This window comes from Janthinobacterium sp. GW821-FHT03C10, from assembly GCF_059420865.1.
Genome location: NZ_JBWKUN010000001.1, coordinates 449610 through 465138 on the forward strand (window position 1 = coordinate 449610; position 15529 = coordinate 465138).

Consider the following 15529-nt stretch of genomic DNA (forward strand, 5'->3'; position numbering starts at 1 on the left):
TCAACATTCTCCGGGTCGGTGGCATCGCATTATAAAAAAAACCGCCCGAAGGCGGTTTTCCAATGCGGTGCAAGCAAGACGCTTAAATAAAATAGATCAGCGCGATGATGCCAATCACGAGCGCCACGCGGGTGACCTGGTAGGCCGTCTTGTTCCACGCCTTGAAGCGGCGGCGGTACTGGCCCATGGTCCAGGAAATCTGGAACAATTTACTCACGCCGCCCACCTGATCGCCCAGTTCGTTGGGCGAGGCGGCGGCCGTCATCAGGGTGCGGCCCAGCCAGCGGTTCAAGCCTTGCGCCCAGCGGTAGCGCATCGGGCGCTCGATGTCGCAGAACAGGATGATGCGGTCGCTGTCGGCATCGTTGCGGGCCCAGTGGATATACGTTTCATCGAACATCACGGCCTGGCCGTCGCGCCAGCTGTGGCGCTCGCCATCGACGTCGATGAAGCAGCGGTCGTCGTTCGGCGTCTGCAAGCCCAGGTGGTAGCGCAGCGAGCCGGCGAACGGGTCGCGGTGCGGGTTGAGCTTGCCGCCTTGCGGCAGTTCCGCGAACATGGCGGCCTTGATCGAGGGAATCGATTGCAGCAGCGCATAGGTTTGCGGGCACATCTGCTGTGCCGACGGGTGGTTCGCGTCATACCATTTCAGGTAGAAACGCTTCCAGCCATACTTGAAGAAGGAATTGAAGCCCACGTCATTGTTCTTCTCGGCCGCCTTGATCTTTTTCATTTCCTGCATGCGCAGCGCTTCATCGCGGATGATTTGCCAGTTCTGCTGCAGCGGTGCCAGTTCCGGGAATTGATCGACGGACAGATAGGGCGTGGCCGGCACCTTGGAAAAGGTGTGCATGAACAGGTTCAGCGGCGCCATGAACGAGGAGTGATCGAAGATCTGGCGGCGAAACGGCAGGCGCACCTTGCCCCGAAAATGAATATGTAAAACAGAAAACACAAAAATGCCCAGCAAGGCCCACTTCATACACAACCTCGTTTTGAAAGAATGGGGCAATTATAACCAGTTAATGCCCCGGCTACCCCGTGCCACGGTGAAGGAAAGATGAAGCGGCGCGCGCTGGCGCTCTGTCCTACAATGGCTTTATTTCATCACTGAAGGGGTAACAATGGAAATCTGGCACGCACCGCTCGACCTGGCCGCCCTCAACGCCGCCAGCGAGGGCACGGCCATGCGCCACCTGGGCATCGAATTCTCGGCCTTCGGCCCCGACTGGATCGAGGCGACCATGCCCGTCGACCACCGCACCATGCAGCCTTTCAAGCTGCTGCATGGCGGCGCGTCCGTCCTGCTGGCCGAAACCCTGGGCAGCATGGCCGCGAATGCCTGCCTGGACAGCCGCCGCCACGTGAGCGTGGGCCAGGAAATCAACGCCAACCACGTACGCGGCGTGCGCGGCGGCCACGTGACGGGGCGCGCCACGCCCATCCACCGTGGCCGCACCAGCCAGGTCTGGGAAATCCGCATCACGGATGATGACGGCAAGCTGTGCTGCATTTCGCGCATCACCATGGCCGTCATCGACGCCCCGGGCGCGGGCTGACACGGCGCTCCTTGACTTGCATCAAGGCACTAAAAGCGAGCGCGTGGAATCATCCATAACGCTGTTCGCTTATAATTCAGTGTGCTGTTGTATGGCGCGGGGTTTCTCCCCGCGCAGCGACATTGCCCGAAATTAGAAGCTGACTGCCCAAAAAACGCCAGTTAGAGACCCATCCCGCGCCATGCGGGAAAGGCAACACGACGGCGAGCAGATCGCTGGCTCTAGCGGAGCCGGCAACAATCAACTTTATACAGGGCAATAACAACAATGATGTCATTCAATCGTTTGACGATAGGCGCGCGCCTGAGCGCAGGCTTCGGGCTGCTGGTGCTGCTGATGCTGGTGCTGGCCGCCTTCGCGCTGCTGCGCATCGGCGCCATCTCCGGCGCCATGGACGCGCAAGAAAAAGTCCAGCTGGAAAAACTCGAACCGCTGTACGTGGCGCGCGAAGCGCTCGACCAGACGGGCCTGGCCGCCCGCAACGCGTATATCTTCCATGACCAGGCCGCCGCCGAAAAAGAACTGGCCATCCTCGACAGCCAGAAGGCGCTGTACCTGGAAGCGCTGGCGAAGCTGGCGCCGCGGTTCGCCGGCGATGCGCAGTTCGAGAAGGTCAGCACGGGCTTGAAAGCCATGGCGCAGGAACTGCAGCGTCCGCGCCAGTTCCGCGCCACGGGACAGATGGAGCAGTACGGCACCTTCCTCGTCGAGGAATGCAGCCCCCTGCGGCGCCAGATCGTCGCCGACATCGATACGGTGCTGAAAAGCGTGCAGCGCGAATCGGAGCAGGCCAGCGTGGCCGCGCGCGCCATCTACGGCCAGTCGCTGCGCTGGATCGGCGTGCTGGCCGCGCTCAGCGTGCTCATTTGCATTGCGGTCGCCACCGTCATCACGCGGGGCCTGCTGCGCCAGCTGGGCGGCGAACCCGCGTATGCGGCCACGATCGCCGGGCGCATCGCGCTGGGCGAGCTGGCCATCGACGTGCATACGCGCCACGGCGATGACAGCAGTTTGTTGTTCGCCATCAAGACCATGCGCGACAACCTGGCCGCCATCGTCGGCAAGGTAAGGCACGGCACGGAAAGCATCGCCACGGCCTCGACCGAGATCGCCTCGGGCAACCGCGACCTGTCGCAGCGCACGGAGCAGCAGGCCGGTTCGCTGGAGGAAGTGGCGTCATCAATGGAAGAACTGATTTCCACCGTGCGCCAGAATGCGGACAACGCCCAGCAGGCGAACCGCCTGGCGCGCGAGGCGTCGAAGGTGTCGGAGCAGGGCGGCAAGGCCGTGGCCGAAGTGGTGCATACCATGAGCCTGATCAATGCCTCGTCGAACAAGATCGTCGACATCATCGGCGTGATCGACAGCATCGCCTTCCAGACGAACATCCTGGCCTTGAACGCGGCCGTGGAAGCGGCGCGCGCGGGCGAGCAGGGGCGCGGTTTTGCCGTGGTGGCGACGGAAGTGCGCAACCTGGCGCAGCGCTCGAGCGCTGCCGCGCGCGAAATCAAGGCCCTGATCGACGATTCCGTCAGCAAGGTGGGCACGGGCACGGTGCTCGTCGAGCAGGCCGGTGCCACCATGCATGAGGTGGTGGCCGGCATCGGCAGGGTGACGGGCATCATGGCCGAGATCAGCCACGCCACGCAGGAGCAGGGCGCCGGCATCGAGCAGGTCAACCGCGCCATCGTCGACATGGACCGCGTGACCCAGCAAAACGCGGCCCTGGTCGAGCAGGCCGCCGCCGCCGCGCACGAACTGCAGCAGCAGGCGGCGCAGCTGGAACAGGAAGTGGGCATCTTCAAGCTGGCCCCGCCGCCGAACGGCCGCCTGCGCCTGGCGGCCTGACGCCGATGGCGCGGCGGCGCGGCGCGCCGGCAGCCATGCGCCAATAGTCGTATTCCGCGCTACAATGAGCGCTGGATCACCGCCAGGACTACTCATGCAAGTGCGCAGCAGCCATGATCTATCCAGCCCGGACGACGACAAGCCGGCGCCGCCCGTGCTGCAGCTGGCCCTTGCCGGTCTCGGCTGGGGCTTGCTCACCTGCATGCTGTGCTTTGCCATCCTGTTCCTCACCAAGTGGCTGCTGCCGCCCGAATACTGGGGCGCGCACACGGGCCTGTCCAAGTTCAAGCGGGAAATGTCGCTGCCGCTGCTGGTGTTCTGGGTCGTCATCTATTCTCCCATCCTGGAAACATTCCTCGGGCAATTGCTGCCGCTGGAAATCCTCAGGCGCCTGGGTGCCAGCCGCCAGCTGAGCATCTTTATCGGCGCCATCCTGTGGGCCATCGTGCATTTCATCAGCGGCGGCTTGCTGCACGCCATCGTCGCGCTCGGTTCAGGCGCCATGTTCAGCTTTGTCTACCTGCGCTACCGCGCGCCCACTGTGGCCGTGGCCTACGCGACAACGACCTTTGCCCGTGCCTGCAACAACATCGCCATCCTTGTTGCCGTGTTCTACGGCCTCGACGCCTAGACGCCTTTCTTTCTTCCTGAGCAAATACGGCAGCAGCGCGGCCAGCGCAACGGCCAGCAGCGCCAGGCCGTGCAGCAACTGGCGGAAGGCGGCGTCGTAGCTGGCGCGCAGCAGTATTTCGTGGCCGCCCAGCAGCTGTGTTGCCTGTTGCATATCGCCAAGCGCGGCGCGGCTGGCGGCGGCCAGCAGGGGCAGACCGGCGGGCAGTTGCCGCGCCAGCGCCGCCGCGATCAGGCCGGCCAGCATGGCGCCCGCCATAGCCAGCGCCACGCCGTCGGCGCTGATGCGCACGGTATTGAAGATGCCCGTCGCCATGCCGGCCCGCTCTGTTTCCACCACGCTCAAGGCCATGCCATCCATCAAGCCCCACGGCAAGCCGATGCCCGCGCCGACCAGCAGCAGGGGGCCGGCCAGGGCGGCGCCGCTGCCATGGCCCAGCACCTGCGCCAGCCAGGCCAGGCCAGCCGCGGCCAGCAGCAATCCCGCCGCGCACAGCATGCCGGCACTGATCCAGCGCGACAGCAGCGCCGCCAGCACGGGCACGAGCAGCAATGGCGCGGCCAGGGCCACCATCAAACGGCCCGCCGCCAGCGCGGACATGCCGTCGATGCCGATGAAACGCCCCGGCAGCATGACGATCAGCACGATGAACAGGAAGGCGGGCGAGGCGGCCAGCACTTGCACGGCGACAAAGCGGCGCTGGCGGAACAGGGTCAAGTCCAGCATGGGCTGCGCCGTCCTGCGTTCGATCCTGATAAAAATGAAAAACAGCAGCACGGACGCGGCGACGGACAGCAGCACGGCCCCGCTGCGCCAGCCGTGTTCGGGCGCCAGCAGCATGCCCAGGGTCAGCAGGCCCAGCGCGGCGCTGAAGCTGATGGCGCCGGGCCAGTCCACGCGGCCCTTGCCGCGCGCCGCATCGGCCGGCACGCTGCCCCCCACCAGCAGCAGCATGCCGATGGCGCCCAGCGCGGCCGTGGCGTAAAAGATGGCGGGCCAGCGGGCCAGCGCCAGCATGGCGCCGGCCGCCAGCGGACCGAAGGCCAGGCCCAGGCCGAAGGTCGTGCCCAGCACGCTCATTACGCGGCTGCGCGCCGCGCCGTGGAACAGGGGCGCCAGCGACGACATGGCGGCGGCGAACGCGGCCGCGCCGCCCAGACCCTGCACGAAGCGCAGTGCGGCGATCCATGCCACCGAGGGCGCACCGGCGATGGCAATGGTGGCCGCGCAAAACAGGGCCAGCCCCGCCAGCCAGACGCGGCGCCGTCCCAGCACGTCCGTCAGGCTGCCCGCCACCATCATGGCGCTGCCGTAGCTGAGGATGTATGCGTTGACGACCCAGTTCAGGGCGGCGGCGCTGCCGTGCAGTTCGGCGCCGAGGGCGGGCAAGGCCACGGCCGGACCCGTGAAGCATAGGGGAATGAGCAAGCCCGTCAGGCAGGCGGCCAGCACTTGCAGCGGGAGAGAAAGGCGGGAAGAAAAGGGCATCGGTGTCGGATATGAAAGAAAGAGGGACGAGTATGGCGCGCCCGCCATTGAAGAAAAATGGGCTAAACTGACGAACATATCGGACAAGAATATCTTCAATGGAAAATCGTATGGATAGCCTGGGAGGCATCGCCATGTTCGTGCAGGTGGCCGACAGCGGCAGTTTTTCGGCCACGGGCCGGCTGCTGGGCCTGTCATCGTCGGCCGTGGGCAAGAGCGTGGCGCGCATGGAAGCGCGGCTCGGCGCGCGGCTGTTCCAGCGCAGCACGCGGCACCTGGCGCTGACGGCCGAAGGAGAAAAATTCCTGCAGCGCTGCAAGCGCATCCTGGCCGAGGTGGCAGCGGCCGAGCGCGAGCTGGGCGAATCGGGCGGCGCGCCGAGCGGCCGCCTGCGCATCAGCCTGCCACGCTACAGCGGCCTGTTCGAACCGGCCATCGCCGCCTTCATGCAGGCGTATCCCGCCATCGAACTCGATCTCGATTTCTCCGACGCCATGGTCAACATCGTCAGCGACGGCTTTGACGCGGCCGTGCGCACGGGCGAACTGGCCGATTCGGGCTTGATGCGGCGCAAACTGTGCACGTTCCGCCGCCTGCTGGTGGCCTCGCCCGCCTACCTGGCGCGCCATGGCCGGCCCGCCGACGGTGCCGAACTGCTGCGGCACCAGCGCCTGCACTACCGTTTTCCCGCCACGGGCCGCCTGGAACAGTGGCCGCTGATGGATGAGGCTGCCCAACCGGCGCCGGGCATGGTCTGCAACAGCGTGGAAATGCGTGTCTTCCTGGCCGTGCAGGGGCAGGGCATCGCCTACCTGCCGGCCTTTGCCGTGCAGCGCGAGTTGGCGGCGGGGCAGCTGGTCTCGCTGCTGGACGCGCATACGCAGGCGCGCACGGCGTTCTGGCTGCTGTGGCCGGCCAGCCAGCACCTGCCGCCGCGCCTGCGCGTGTTCATCGATTTCTTGGTGGAACAGTTACAGGAGCGTACTTTTGGAGGCTGGCCTTGAGCGATGACAACGCCGCCCTGCGGCGCCACGTGGCCGGCGCCATCGTGCGCCACGCCCACCCGTTCGGCATCGCGCCGCTGCCGCCGCAGGAAGCACTGACGGCGGCCCTGCGCGACGACTGGGTGCGGCCCCTGTACATGGGTCTGCACCAGCCCCAGGCGAGCGCATGCGTGGCGCGGCTGGCGCAGGTCGACGCCGCTCTCATCGCCCGCCTGCTGGGGCAATTCGACTGGCGCAGCCGCACGGCGGGCGCCTACCTGGCCGCATTGACCGGGCAGGGCGCCTTCACGGACCAGCTGGGCGGCCTGCTGCTGGCCAGCGAGGTCTGCTACGCGGGCAGCGCCTATTGCCTGGCGCTGGCCGTTTTCGACACGCCCGCCAGCCGCGACTACCTGCACCGCTATCTTGAGCATTACCTGCGCCAGCCGCAGCTGTACTTTGATCAGGAACAAGCCATGGCTGCCATCGCCTGGCTCGATGGCCAGCACGGCCGGAATGAGGCGGCGCGCCACGCGCCAGCCTGGGCCGGTTTCGCCGCCAGCCGGCCGGGTCTGGCGCTGGACGATGCACGCGCGCTGTTTACCGGCCGCATGGCCACCCTGCGCGCCTTGCAGGCCGGGGCGCCCGGCAAATAAGCGCCAGCCGCACCGGACGCGCCTGCGCGCGCCTTTCTTCTTTCTCTTCCTTCTCCCGCCGTTGCGCTTCCTGCCACCAGTGTGACATTTGCATGACAAATAACAGTGTGTCGTCCGCTTGCGCGTCAGTAGGGGGTGCATGCGAGGCGGCGCTCAAGCGCGCGCCGTCCATGCGCCGAAAGAGCCGGACCGTTGAAGGTGCACGCTGAACTGCAAGTGGATGCGGCCGGGACTTTTGCCTTGCATGTCAGCTTGCGCCGACATATTCACCCTTGGTTTTGAAGTTTAACGACAGGAAACTGCAACATGACTGAAAAAATTGCATCTGACACCAACGTCTCCGCCGTCGAGGCTTACCTGAACAGCTCTGCGCTGGCGGCCCCGCAGCGTTTCGTGGGCACGGCGAACGCCGATGTGCTCAGCGGCACCACGGGCGCCGACGTGCTCGAGGGACTGGCGGGCGACGATACGTATTACGTCAACCACAGCGGCGACGTGATCGTCGAGCTGGCCAACGGCGGCAGCGACAAGGTGTACACCAGCGTGAATTACACCTTGCCCGACAATGTGGAGAGCGTGTACCTGACTGCCGCCGGGCTGAGCGTGACGGGCAGCGCCAACACGAATAACGTCTTTTTCGTCGATGTGGCCGGCGGCAACAGGATCGATGGCGGCGGCACGGGCAACGCGGTCAACTACGCCGCTTCCGCCACGGGCGTGACGGCCACCCTGTCCGGGGCGAACGGCCCGGTGAGCGCGCCTCCCGGCAGCGACGTGCTGCTCAATATCGCCAACATCGTCGGCAGCAAGCTCGACGATGTCTTGACCGGCAACGAGCTCAAAAACGCCCTCGTGGGCGGTTTTGGCAACGATGTCCTACGCGGCGGCAAGGGCGACGACACGCTGGCGGGCATGCAGGGCAACGACACGTATATCTTCGCGCGCGGCGACGGCGCCGACGTGATCGTTGAAGGGGAAGAGGCGGGCAGCCATAACGTGGTCTCCTTCCTGGCCGGCGTCAACGCCGATCAGCTGTGGTTCCGCCAGGTGGGCACGGCGCTGGAAGTAAGCACCATCGGCACCGGCGACAAGATCACCGTCAACGCCTGGTTTGCCAGTGCGGCGCCGCGCATTCAGGAGTTCCGCACGGCCGAAGGCCGCGTGCTGCTGGGCAGCGACGTGCACAAGCTGGTGCAGGCGATGGCAGGGCTGGCGATGCCGCCGGCCGGCCAGCTGACCCTGCCAGCGGCGACCGCCGCCGCTCTGGCGCCGGCGCTGGCGCAGAACTGGCGCACGGAAGGACCGAACCAGCCCAGCAATGGCACTTTCACCGGCACGGCGAACCCGGACATCATCAAGGGCACGGCGGGCGCCGACGTGATGACGGGCCTGGCCGGCGACGACATTTATTATGTCAACCACAGCGGCGACGTGGTGGTTGAACAGGCTGGCGGCGGACGCGATACCGTCTATGTCAGCGCCAACTACACGGTGGCCGAGCATATCGAAGAGGTGCACATCAGCGCGGCCGGCCTGACCGTGTCCGGCAGCAACAGCGACCAGCGCTTCCATGTCGACGTCAGCGGCAGCAACGTGCTGCTGGGCGCCGGGCTGGATAATGTTGCCAGCTATGCCGGTTCCCAGACGGGCGCGGTGGCTACCCTCTACTCCATCCATGGCACGCCCACGGCGCTGCCTGGCAGCGACGTGCTGGTCAATTTCAGTAGCGTGGAAGGCAGCGCCTATGACGACGTGCTGTCCGGCAACGAGCGGGCAAATGCCCTGTCCGGCGGCCTCGGCAACGACACCTTGCAAGGCGGCAAGGGCGACGACCTGCTGACCGGCGGCCTGGGCGACGATATCTATGTCTTCGCCCGTGGCGACGGCAACGACCTCATTGTCGAAACGGCTGCAGAAGCCAATTATGATGCCATCGCCTTTCTGGCCGGCATCAACATCGACCAGCTGTGGTTCCGCCAGGTGGGCACGGACCTGGAAGTGAGCACCATCGGCACCACGGACAAGATCACCATCCGCGGCTGGAATGCGGCCACGCCGAACATCGAGGAATTCCGCACGGCTGCCGGCCACATCCTGCGCGGTGCGGACGTGCAATTGCTGGTGCAGGCGATGGCGAACCTGGCGCCGCCGCCGCTGGGCCAGCTGACCTTGCCGGCAGGCACCGCCGCCGCCCTGGCGCCCGTGCTGGCACAGGCCTGGCACTTCAACGGTCCCACGCAGCCGACGGGACAAACCTTTGTCGGCACGGCGAATGCCGACGTCATCAACGGCACGGCGGGCGCCGACCTGATGGAAGGGCTGGGCGGCAACGATACCTATTACGTCAATCACAGCGGCGACTTCATCGTGGAGCGGGGCAACGGCGGCACCGACACCGTGTACACCAGCGTCAGCTACACGGTGGCCGACAACGTCGAGTACGTGCGCCTCAGCGGCCCCGGCCTGGCAGTGACGGGCAGCGCCTACACCAACAACGTGTTTTTCGTCGATACCCCTGGCGGCAACGTGCTCGATGGCGCCGGCGCAGGCAACACGCTCAATTATCTCAATGCCGGCACGGGCGCGACGGTGGCCTTCGCGCCCGTCGGCGCTGCCTTGGCGGCGCGTCCGGGCGTGGACGTGGTGGCCAACTTCAATGCGGTCATCGGCAGCAAGTTCGATGACGTGCTGACGGGCAATGAGCTCAAGAATATCTTTGTGGGCGGTCTCGGCAACGATACCTTGCAAGGCGGCAAGGGCGACGACATCCTGTCCGGCGCGCTGGGCAACGACACCTATGTCTTCGCCCGCGGCGACGGCGTTGACGTGATCAACGAGGCGGACGAGGCGGGCAGCCGCGACGTGGTGGCCTTCCTGGCCGGCGTCAGCGCCGAGCAGCTGTGGTTCCGCCAGGTGGGCACGGCCCTGGAAGTGAGCACCATCGGCACGGGCGACAAGGTCACGGTCACGGGCTGGTACGAGAGCACCTTGCGGCGCATCGAGGAATTCCGCACGGCCGATGGCCGCGTCTTGCTGGGTGGCAATGTGCAAAACCTCGTGCAGGCGATGGCGGGCCTGACGCCGCCGCCGGCCGGCCAGCTGACCTTGCCTGCATCCACGGCTGCCATCCTGGCGCCTGCGCTGGCGCAGAACTGGCGTGCTGCGCAGCAATTCGGCGTGGCCAGCCAGGGCGGATCCGCTGCCTGGCAAGCGGATCCGGCGCAGCTGGTGCAGGCCATGGCCGGTTTTGCCGTGCCGGCCGCCGCATCGGCGCCCTGGTCCGGCCACGGCAACCCGTCGACGCAGATCCAGCTGGCGGCAGCGCATTGATCGCTTACGTTGATCGCTTGAGCACGTAGTTCCACCCCCGCGCAGCCGGGCCGGCCTTGCACGTGCCGGCCTAGCTGCGCCATTGATTTCCGACATGATCCGATGACCGCACTTCCATATCGCCACGCTACCTCGTCCACCGAACCCGCGCCCGACACGGGCCTGCTGTCGCTGCTGCTGATGGCCAGCCTGCACGGCATCGCCGCCGATGGCGCCCAGCTCAAGCACGCTTTCGGCCAGGCCGTGTTTACGCGCCAAACCGTCCTGCTGGCCGCGAAAGGGCTGGGCCTGACGGCCAAGCTGGTGTGCCAGGCGCCGCAACGGCTGGCGCAAGCGCCGCTGCCCGCCATCGCCATCGGTCACGACGGGCGTTTCTTTATCCTCGGCAAGGTCGACAGCAGCGACGGCGCCGTGAGCAAGGTGCTGATCCAGCATCCGGGCCAGCCGCCGCAGATCCTCGGCCGCGACGCTTTCCTCGCCGCCTGGTCGGGCGAACTGATCTTTTTTACCAGCAAGGCCAGCTATGCGGGCGAGACGGCCCGCTTCGACTTCAGCTGGTTCATCCCCGCCATCGTCAAATACCGCAGGCTGCTGGGCGAAGTGCTGCTCATTTCCTTCGTGCTGCAATTGATCGGCCTGGCCACGCCCCTGTTTTTCCAGGTGGTGATGGACAAGGTGCTGGTCAACCACGCCATGCAGACCTTGAACGTGGTGGCCATCGGCCTGGTCTGCGCCATCGTCTTCGAGGCGGCGCTGGGCCTCATCCGCACCTATGTTTTCGCGCGCACCAGCAGCAAGATCGACGTGGAACTGGGCGCGCGCCTGTTCCGCCACTTGCTGGCCTTGCCGATCGCGTATTTCCAGGCGCGCCGCGTGGGCGATTCCGTGGCGCGCATCCATGAACTGGAAAACATCCGCTCTTTTCTTACCGGCAACGCCATGACCCTGGTGCTCGACCTGCTGTTTTCCTTCATCTTCATCGCCGCGATGCTGTGGTACAGCGCCGCGCTCAGCGTCGTCGTGCTCGCGTCGATCCCCGTCTATGCGGCCCTGTCAATGCTGCTCACGCCCGTGCTGCGGGGGCGCTTGAACGAGAAATTCAACCGCAGCGCGGAAAACCAGTCTTTTCTGGTTGAAACCATCAGCGGCGTCGATACCGTCAAGGCCATGGCCGTGGAACCGCGCTGGCAGCAGCAGTGGGAAAGGCAGCTGGCCGGCTATGTGTCGGCCGGCCTGTCCGCGAACAACATCGGCATGCTGGCCAGCGGCGGCGTCACCCTGGTGAGCAAGCTGGTGACGGCGGCCATCATGTGGTGGGGCGCCACCCTCGTCATTGACGGCAGGATGACGGTGGGCGAGCTGGTGGCCTTCAATATGCTGGCGGGGCAGGTGGCCTCGCCCATCCTGCGCCTGGCGCAGCTGTGGAACGATTTCCAGCAAGTGGGCATTTCCATGAGCCGGCTCGGCGACATCCTCAACGCCCGCACGGAAGCGGGCAGCCAAAACGCGGGCAGCCAGAAGGCGCGCCTGCCGCGCATCGCCGGCGCCATCGACTTCCAGCAGGTGGGTTTCCGCTACCGGCCGGACGCGGCCGAGGTGCTGCGCGAGGTGTCGATCGCCATCGCGCCCGGCGAGGTGATCGGCATCGTCGGGCGTTCCGGCTCCGGCAAGAGCACCCTGACGCGGCTGGCGCAGCGCCTGTACATCCCCGAGCGGGGCAAGGTGCTGATCGACGGGCAGGACATCGCCGTCATCGACACGGCGTCGCTGCGGCGCCAGATCGGCGTGGTGCTGCAGGAAAACATCCTGTTCAACCGCTCCGTGCGCGACAACATCGCCCTCAGCGACCCGGCGCTGCCCATCGAGGCGGTCATTGCCGTGGCGAAACTGGCAGGCGCCCACGATTTTATCTGCGAGCTGCCGGAAGGCTACGACACCATGGTGGGCGAGCACGGCACGGGCTTGTCGGGCGGCCAGCGCCAGCGCATCGCCATCGCCCGCGCCCTGATCGGCGACCCGCGCATCCTGATTTTTGACGAGGCGACGAGCGCGCTCGACTACGAGTCGGAAAAGATTATCCAGGATAATATGCGCGGCATTTGCGCGGGGCGCACGGTACTCATCATCGCCCACCGCCTGTCGGCCGTGCGCGAAGCGCACCGCATCGTCGTCATGGAGCGGGGGCAGGTGGCGGAACTGGGCAGCCACGACGTGCTGCTGAAACGGCCGGGCGGCATCTACGCCCATTTGTACAGCCTGCAGCAGGGCGGCGCCGGGAGCGCAACAGGGGACGCAACATGAGCGCCGGCCACCGTCTCGCCGCGTATGGCGAGTTATTGAAACGTTATGCCCAGGTGTTGCGGCATAGCTGGCAAAGCCGCGCCACCCTGGGCGGCCCCGTGCTCAGCGAAGACGAGGCGGGCTTCCTGCCGGCCGCGCTGGCGCTGCAGGAACGGCCCGTGTCGCCGTCGCTGCGCCTCACCGCCAGGGTGCTGATGCTGCTGGTCGGCTGCGTGGTGCTGTGGGCCGTCTTCGGCAAGGTCGACATCATCGTGCATGCGGCGGGCAAGATCATTCCATCCGGTAACACCAAGACCATCGCTTCCGTCGACGTGGCCGCCGTGCGCGCCCTGCACGTGCGCGAGGGGCAGGCCGTGCAGGCGGGCCAGCTGCTGGTGGAACTCGACAGCCGGGGGCCGGACGCCGAGCGCGACAAGGCGGCCGGCGACGCCGTGGCGGCTGCGCTGCAGATGGCCCGCGCGCGCGCGCTGATCGCCGCCGTCGATACGCACGCGCCGCCGAAGCTGGCGGCGCCGGAGCAGGCATCCGCGCTGGAGCGCGCCGCCGCGCAGGCGCACGTGGATGGCCAGTACGCGAGTTTTCGCGCCCGGCTGGCGCATCTCGACGGCGAAATCGCCCGCTACGCGCAGGCGCTGCCATTGGCGGCGCAGCGGGCCGGCGATTACCGGGCGCTGCTGGCCACGCGCGACGTGGCCGAACACGCGTGGCTGGACAAGGAGCAGGCGCGCATCGACCTGGCCGGCCAACTGGCGTCGGCCCGCAGCGAACGGGCGGCCCTGGTGGCGCAGACGCGGAAAGACGCCTACGACGCGCTGGCGGAAGGGGCGAGGGTGGCGGCGGCCAGCGGCCAGGATGCGCGCCGCGCTGGCGCCCGCGGCAGCCTGCTGCGCCTGACGGCGCCCGTCGACGGCACGGTGCAGCAGCTCAAGCTGCATACGGTGGGCGGCGTGGTGCCGGCCGCGCAGGCGCTGATGCAGATCGTGCCGCGCCAGGGCAGGCTGGAAATCGACGCCATGCTGGAAAACCGCGACGTGGGCTTTGTGCAGGCAGGGCAGGCGGTCGCCGTCAAGATCGACGCTTTCGACTACACCAAGTATGGCACCGTGCCCGCCGTCGTCAGCAGCGTCTCGCGCGATGCCATCGAGGATGAAAAAAAGGGGCCTGTCTACGCCGTCAGGATCACCTTGCGCCAGCCGGCCATCGTCATCGACGGCAGATTGGTGCCGCTGTCGGCCGGCATGGCCGTGCGCGCGGAAATCCGCACGGGCACGCGCAGGGTGGTCGAATATGTGCTCTCGCCGCTGGTGCGGCACCAGAAGGAGGCGCTGCATGAACGCTAGGCACGCCGCCATTTTCTTCGCCGCCGGTTTGTTCCTGGCCGCCGCGCCAGTCCGGGCGCAGATGCTGGACGCCGCGCCATGTCCGTCCACGTACGAGGGCCATGTGCCGTTGACCTTGCCGGCGGCCGTCGACCTGGCCCTGTGCCGCAACGCGCAGGTGCACGGCGCCTGGGCCGGCATCCGGCTGCAGGCGGCCGGCGTGGGCGAGGCCAGGGCTGCCTACCTGCCCACCCTGAATGGGGGCTTGAGCCGGGTGCACGACCGCACCGCCTATCCGGGCGCGGACACGCCGTCCGGCAGCCTGAACAGCAATACGGGTTCGCTGAGCCTGTCCTGGCGCCTGTTCGACTTCGGCGGGCGCGCGGCGGGCCAGCGTTCCGCGCAAGCCATGCTGGACGCGGCCCTGGCCAACCGCGACGCCGTGCTGCAACAGACCCTGGCGGCGACGGTCAGCGCGTATTTCGAGGCGCAGACGGCGCGCGCCAGCGTGCGCATGCGGCAGGAATACCAGGCGCTGGCCAATGAAACGGTGCAGGCCACGCAGCGCCGCGCCCAGCGGGGTCTCGGCTCGCACAGCGACACCCTGCAGGCGGCCAGCGCCCTGGCCAAGGCGGCCCTGGGCGCCAGCCGCGCCGACGGCGAGTTCCACAAGGCGCGCGCGGTGCTCATTTACACCCTGGGCTTGCCGGCCGATGCGGGCGTGACCCTGGACGAGGACGCGGACGGCGCGGCGGCGGGCCTGCGCGAGGGCTTGCAGGATGAGCTGCACGCCTGGCTGGCAAGGGCCAGGGAGCGCCACCCGGCCATCCTGGCGGCGCAGGCGCAGCTGGCGGCGGCGCGCGATCGGGTGGACATTGCCCGCTCGGAGGGCCGCCCCAGCATCGACCTGACGGCCAATCTCTACCAGAACGGCCGTCCGAACCAGGGCTTGTCGCCGGCCTCCACGCGCGAAACCCTGGTAGGCATCTCGCTCAACATCCCCCTGTTCGACGGTTTTGCGCGCCACTACAAGGTGCGCGGCGCGCAGGCGCAGGCCGGGCAAAGGGAAGCCGAGGCTGAGGAAGTGCGGCAGCAGACCCTGATGGAACTGGTGAAAGCGCATGCGGATGCCAGCACGGCGCTGGCCAACCTGGCCGCCTCGCAAGCGTGGCTGGATGCGGCGCAGGACGCGCTGGCCAGCGTGCGGCGCAAGTTCGGCCTGGGCGCGGCCGATATCCTGGAAATGCTGAACACGCAGTCGGCGCTGCTCGAGGCGCGGCAGGAGCGCATCCGTTGCCAGGCGGAATGGCGCTCGGCCCGCCTGCGGCTGCTGGCCAGCGCCGGCATCCTGGGACGCGACGACGTCGCGCAAGGCGGCGGCAAATTGCGCGCCCCGGCGGCGCAATTGTGACTA

General features: G+C 67.1%; 10 protein-coding genes. 8 read left to right on the plus strand and 2 right to left on the minus strand.

Features of this window, described 5'->3' with window-relative positions; genetic code table 11:
- Positions 1-82: 82 nt before the first annotated feature.
- The gene (gene lpxO / locus AC07VH_RS01735; protein ID WP_070218708.1) at positions 83-982 is read right to left on the minus strand and encodes a lipid A hydroxylase LpxO; all 900 of its coding nucleotides are present in this window, start codon (positions 980-982) and stop codon (positions 83-85) included.
- 142 nt (positions 983-1124) lie between these two features.
- On the opposite strand from lpxO, the gene AC07VH_RS01740 reads away from it, so the two are divergent.
- Both AC07VH_RS01740 and AC07VH_RS01745 read left to right on the plus strand, forming a co-directional pair.
- A complete protein-coding gene (locus AC07VH_RS01740; protein WP_489627460.1) occupies positions 1125-1559 on the plus strand; it encodes a hotdog fold thioesterase in 435 nt (144 codons plus the stop codon).
- A 267-nt stretch (positions 1560-1826) separates the two neighbouring features.
- Positions 1827-3407 carry a methyl-accepting chemotaxis protein gene (locus AC07VH_RS01745; RefSeq protein ID WP_494786557.1) on the plus strand — a complete coding sequence of 527 codons (1581 nt, stop codon included), beginning with the start codon at positions 1827-1829 and terminating at the stop codon, positions 3405-3407.
- 493 nt (positions 3408-3900) lie between these two features.
- Here the strand turns inward: AC07VH_RS01745 and AC07VH_RS01750 are convergent, their stop codons facing one another.
- Positions 3901-5526, minus strand: coding sequence for an MFS transporter (locus AC07VH_RS01750; RefSeq protein WP_494786558.1), 1626 nt, complete (start codon positions 5524-5526; stop codon positions 3901-3903).
- Between the two features lie 110 nt (positions 5527-5636).
- Here AC07VH_RS01750 and AC07VH_RS01755 point away from each other — a divergent pair, with 110 nt between their 5' ends.
- The 6 genes from AC07VH_RS01755 to AC07VH_RS01780 all read left to right on the plus strand — a co-directional run bounded on the left by AC07VH_RS01755 (position 5637) and on the right by AC07VH_RS01780 (position 15526).
- A complete protein-coding gene (locus AC07VH_RS01755) occupies positions 5637-6530 on the plus strand; it encodes a LysR family transcriptional regulator (protein WP_494786559.1) in 894 nt (297 codons plus the stop codon).
- A complete protein-coding gene (locus AC07VH_RS01760) occupies positions 6527-7165 on the plus strand; it encodes a DUF6000 family protein (protein WP_494786560.1) in 639 nt (212 codons plus the stop codon). Before AC07VH_RS01755 ends, AC07VH_RS01760 begins: the two co-directional genes overlap by 4 nt.
- Positions 7166-7471: 306 nt before the next feature.
- The gene (locus AC07VH_RS01765; protein ID WP_494786561.1) at positions 7472-10495 is read left to right on the plus strand and encodes a calcium-binding protein; all 3024 of its coding nucleotides are present in this window, start codon (positions 7472-7474) and stop codon (positions 10493-10495) included.
- A 102-nt stretch (positions 10496-10597) separates the two neighbouring features.
- Positions 10598-12796, plus strand: coding sequence for a type I secretion system permease/ATPase (locus AC07VH_RS01770; protein ID WP_494786562.1), 2199 nt, complete (start codon positions 10598-10600; stop codon positions 12794-12796).
- Complete coding sequence (locus tag AC07VH_RS01775; protein ID WP_494786563.1) at positions 12793-14136, plus strand: HlyD family type I secretion periplasmic adaptor subunit; 1344 nt, start codon at positions 12793-12795, stop codon at positions 14134-14136. Before AC07VH_RS01770 ends, AC07VH_RS01775 begins: the two co-directional genes overlap by 4 nt.
- A complete protein-coding gene (locus AC07VH_RS01780) occupies positions 14126-15526 on the plus strand; it encodes a TolC family protein (RefSeq protein WP_494786564.1) in 1401 nt (466 codons plus the stop codon). Before AC07VH_RS01775 ends, AC07VH_RS01780 begins: the two co-directional genes overlap by 11 nt.
- Positions 15527-15529 lie beyond the last annotated feature (3 nt).

Excerpts from the sequence above, each read along its gene's own strand:
- AC07VH_RS01770 (WP_494786562.1), top strand. The coding sequence starts at position 10,598 with ATGACCGCACTTCCATATCGCCACGCTACCTCGTCCACCGAACCCGCG.
- AC07VH_RS01745 (WP_494786557.1), top strand. The coding sequence starts at position 1,827 with ATGATGTCATTCAATCGTTTGACGATAGGCGCGCGCCTGAGCGCAGGC.
- AC07VH_RS01750 (WP_494786558.1), bottom strand. The coding sequence starts at position 5,526 with ATGCCCTTTTCTTCCCGCCTTTCTCTCCCGCTGCAAGTGCTGGCCGCC.
- AC07VH_RS01775 (WP_494786563.1), top strand. The coding sequence starts at position 12,793 with ATGAGCGCCGGCCACCGTCTCGCCGCGTATGGCGAGTTATTGAAACGT.
- lpxO (WP_070218708.1), bottom strand. The coding sequence starts at position 982 with ATGAAGTGGGCCTTGCTGGGCATTTTTGTGTTTTCTGTTTTACATATT.
- AC07VH_RS01780 (WP_494786564.1), top strand. The coding sequence starts at position 14,126 with ATGAACGCTAGGCACGCCGCCATTTTCTTCGCCGCCGGTTTGTTCCTG.
- AC07VH_RS01765 (WP_494786561.1), top strand. The coding sequence starts at position 7,472 with ATGACTGAAAAAATTGCATCTGACACCAACGTCTCCGCCGTCGAGGCT.
- AC07VH_RS01740 (WP_489627460.1), top strand. The coding sequence starts at position 1,125 with ATGGAAATCTGGCACGCACCGCTCGACCTGGCCGCCCTCAACGCCGCC.
- AC07VH_RS01755 (WP_494786559.1), top strand. The coding sequence starts at position 5,637 with ATGGATAGCCTGGGAGGCATCGCCATGTTCGTGCAGGTGGCCGACAGC.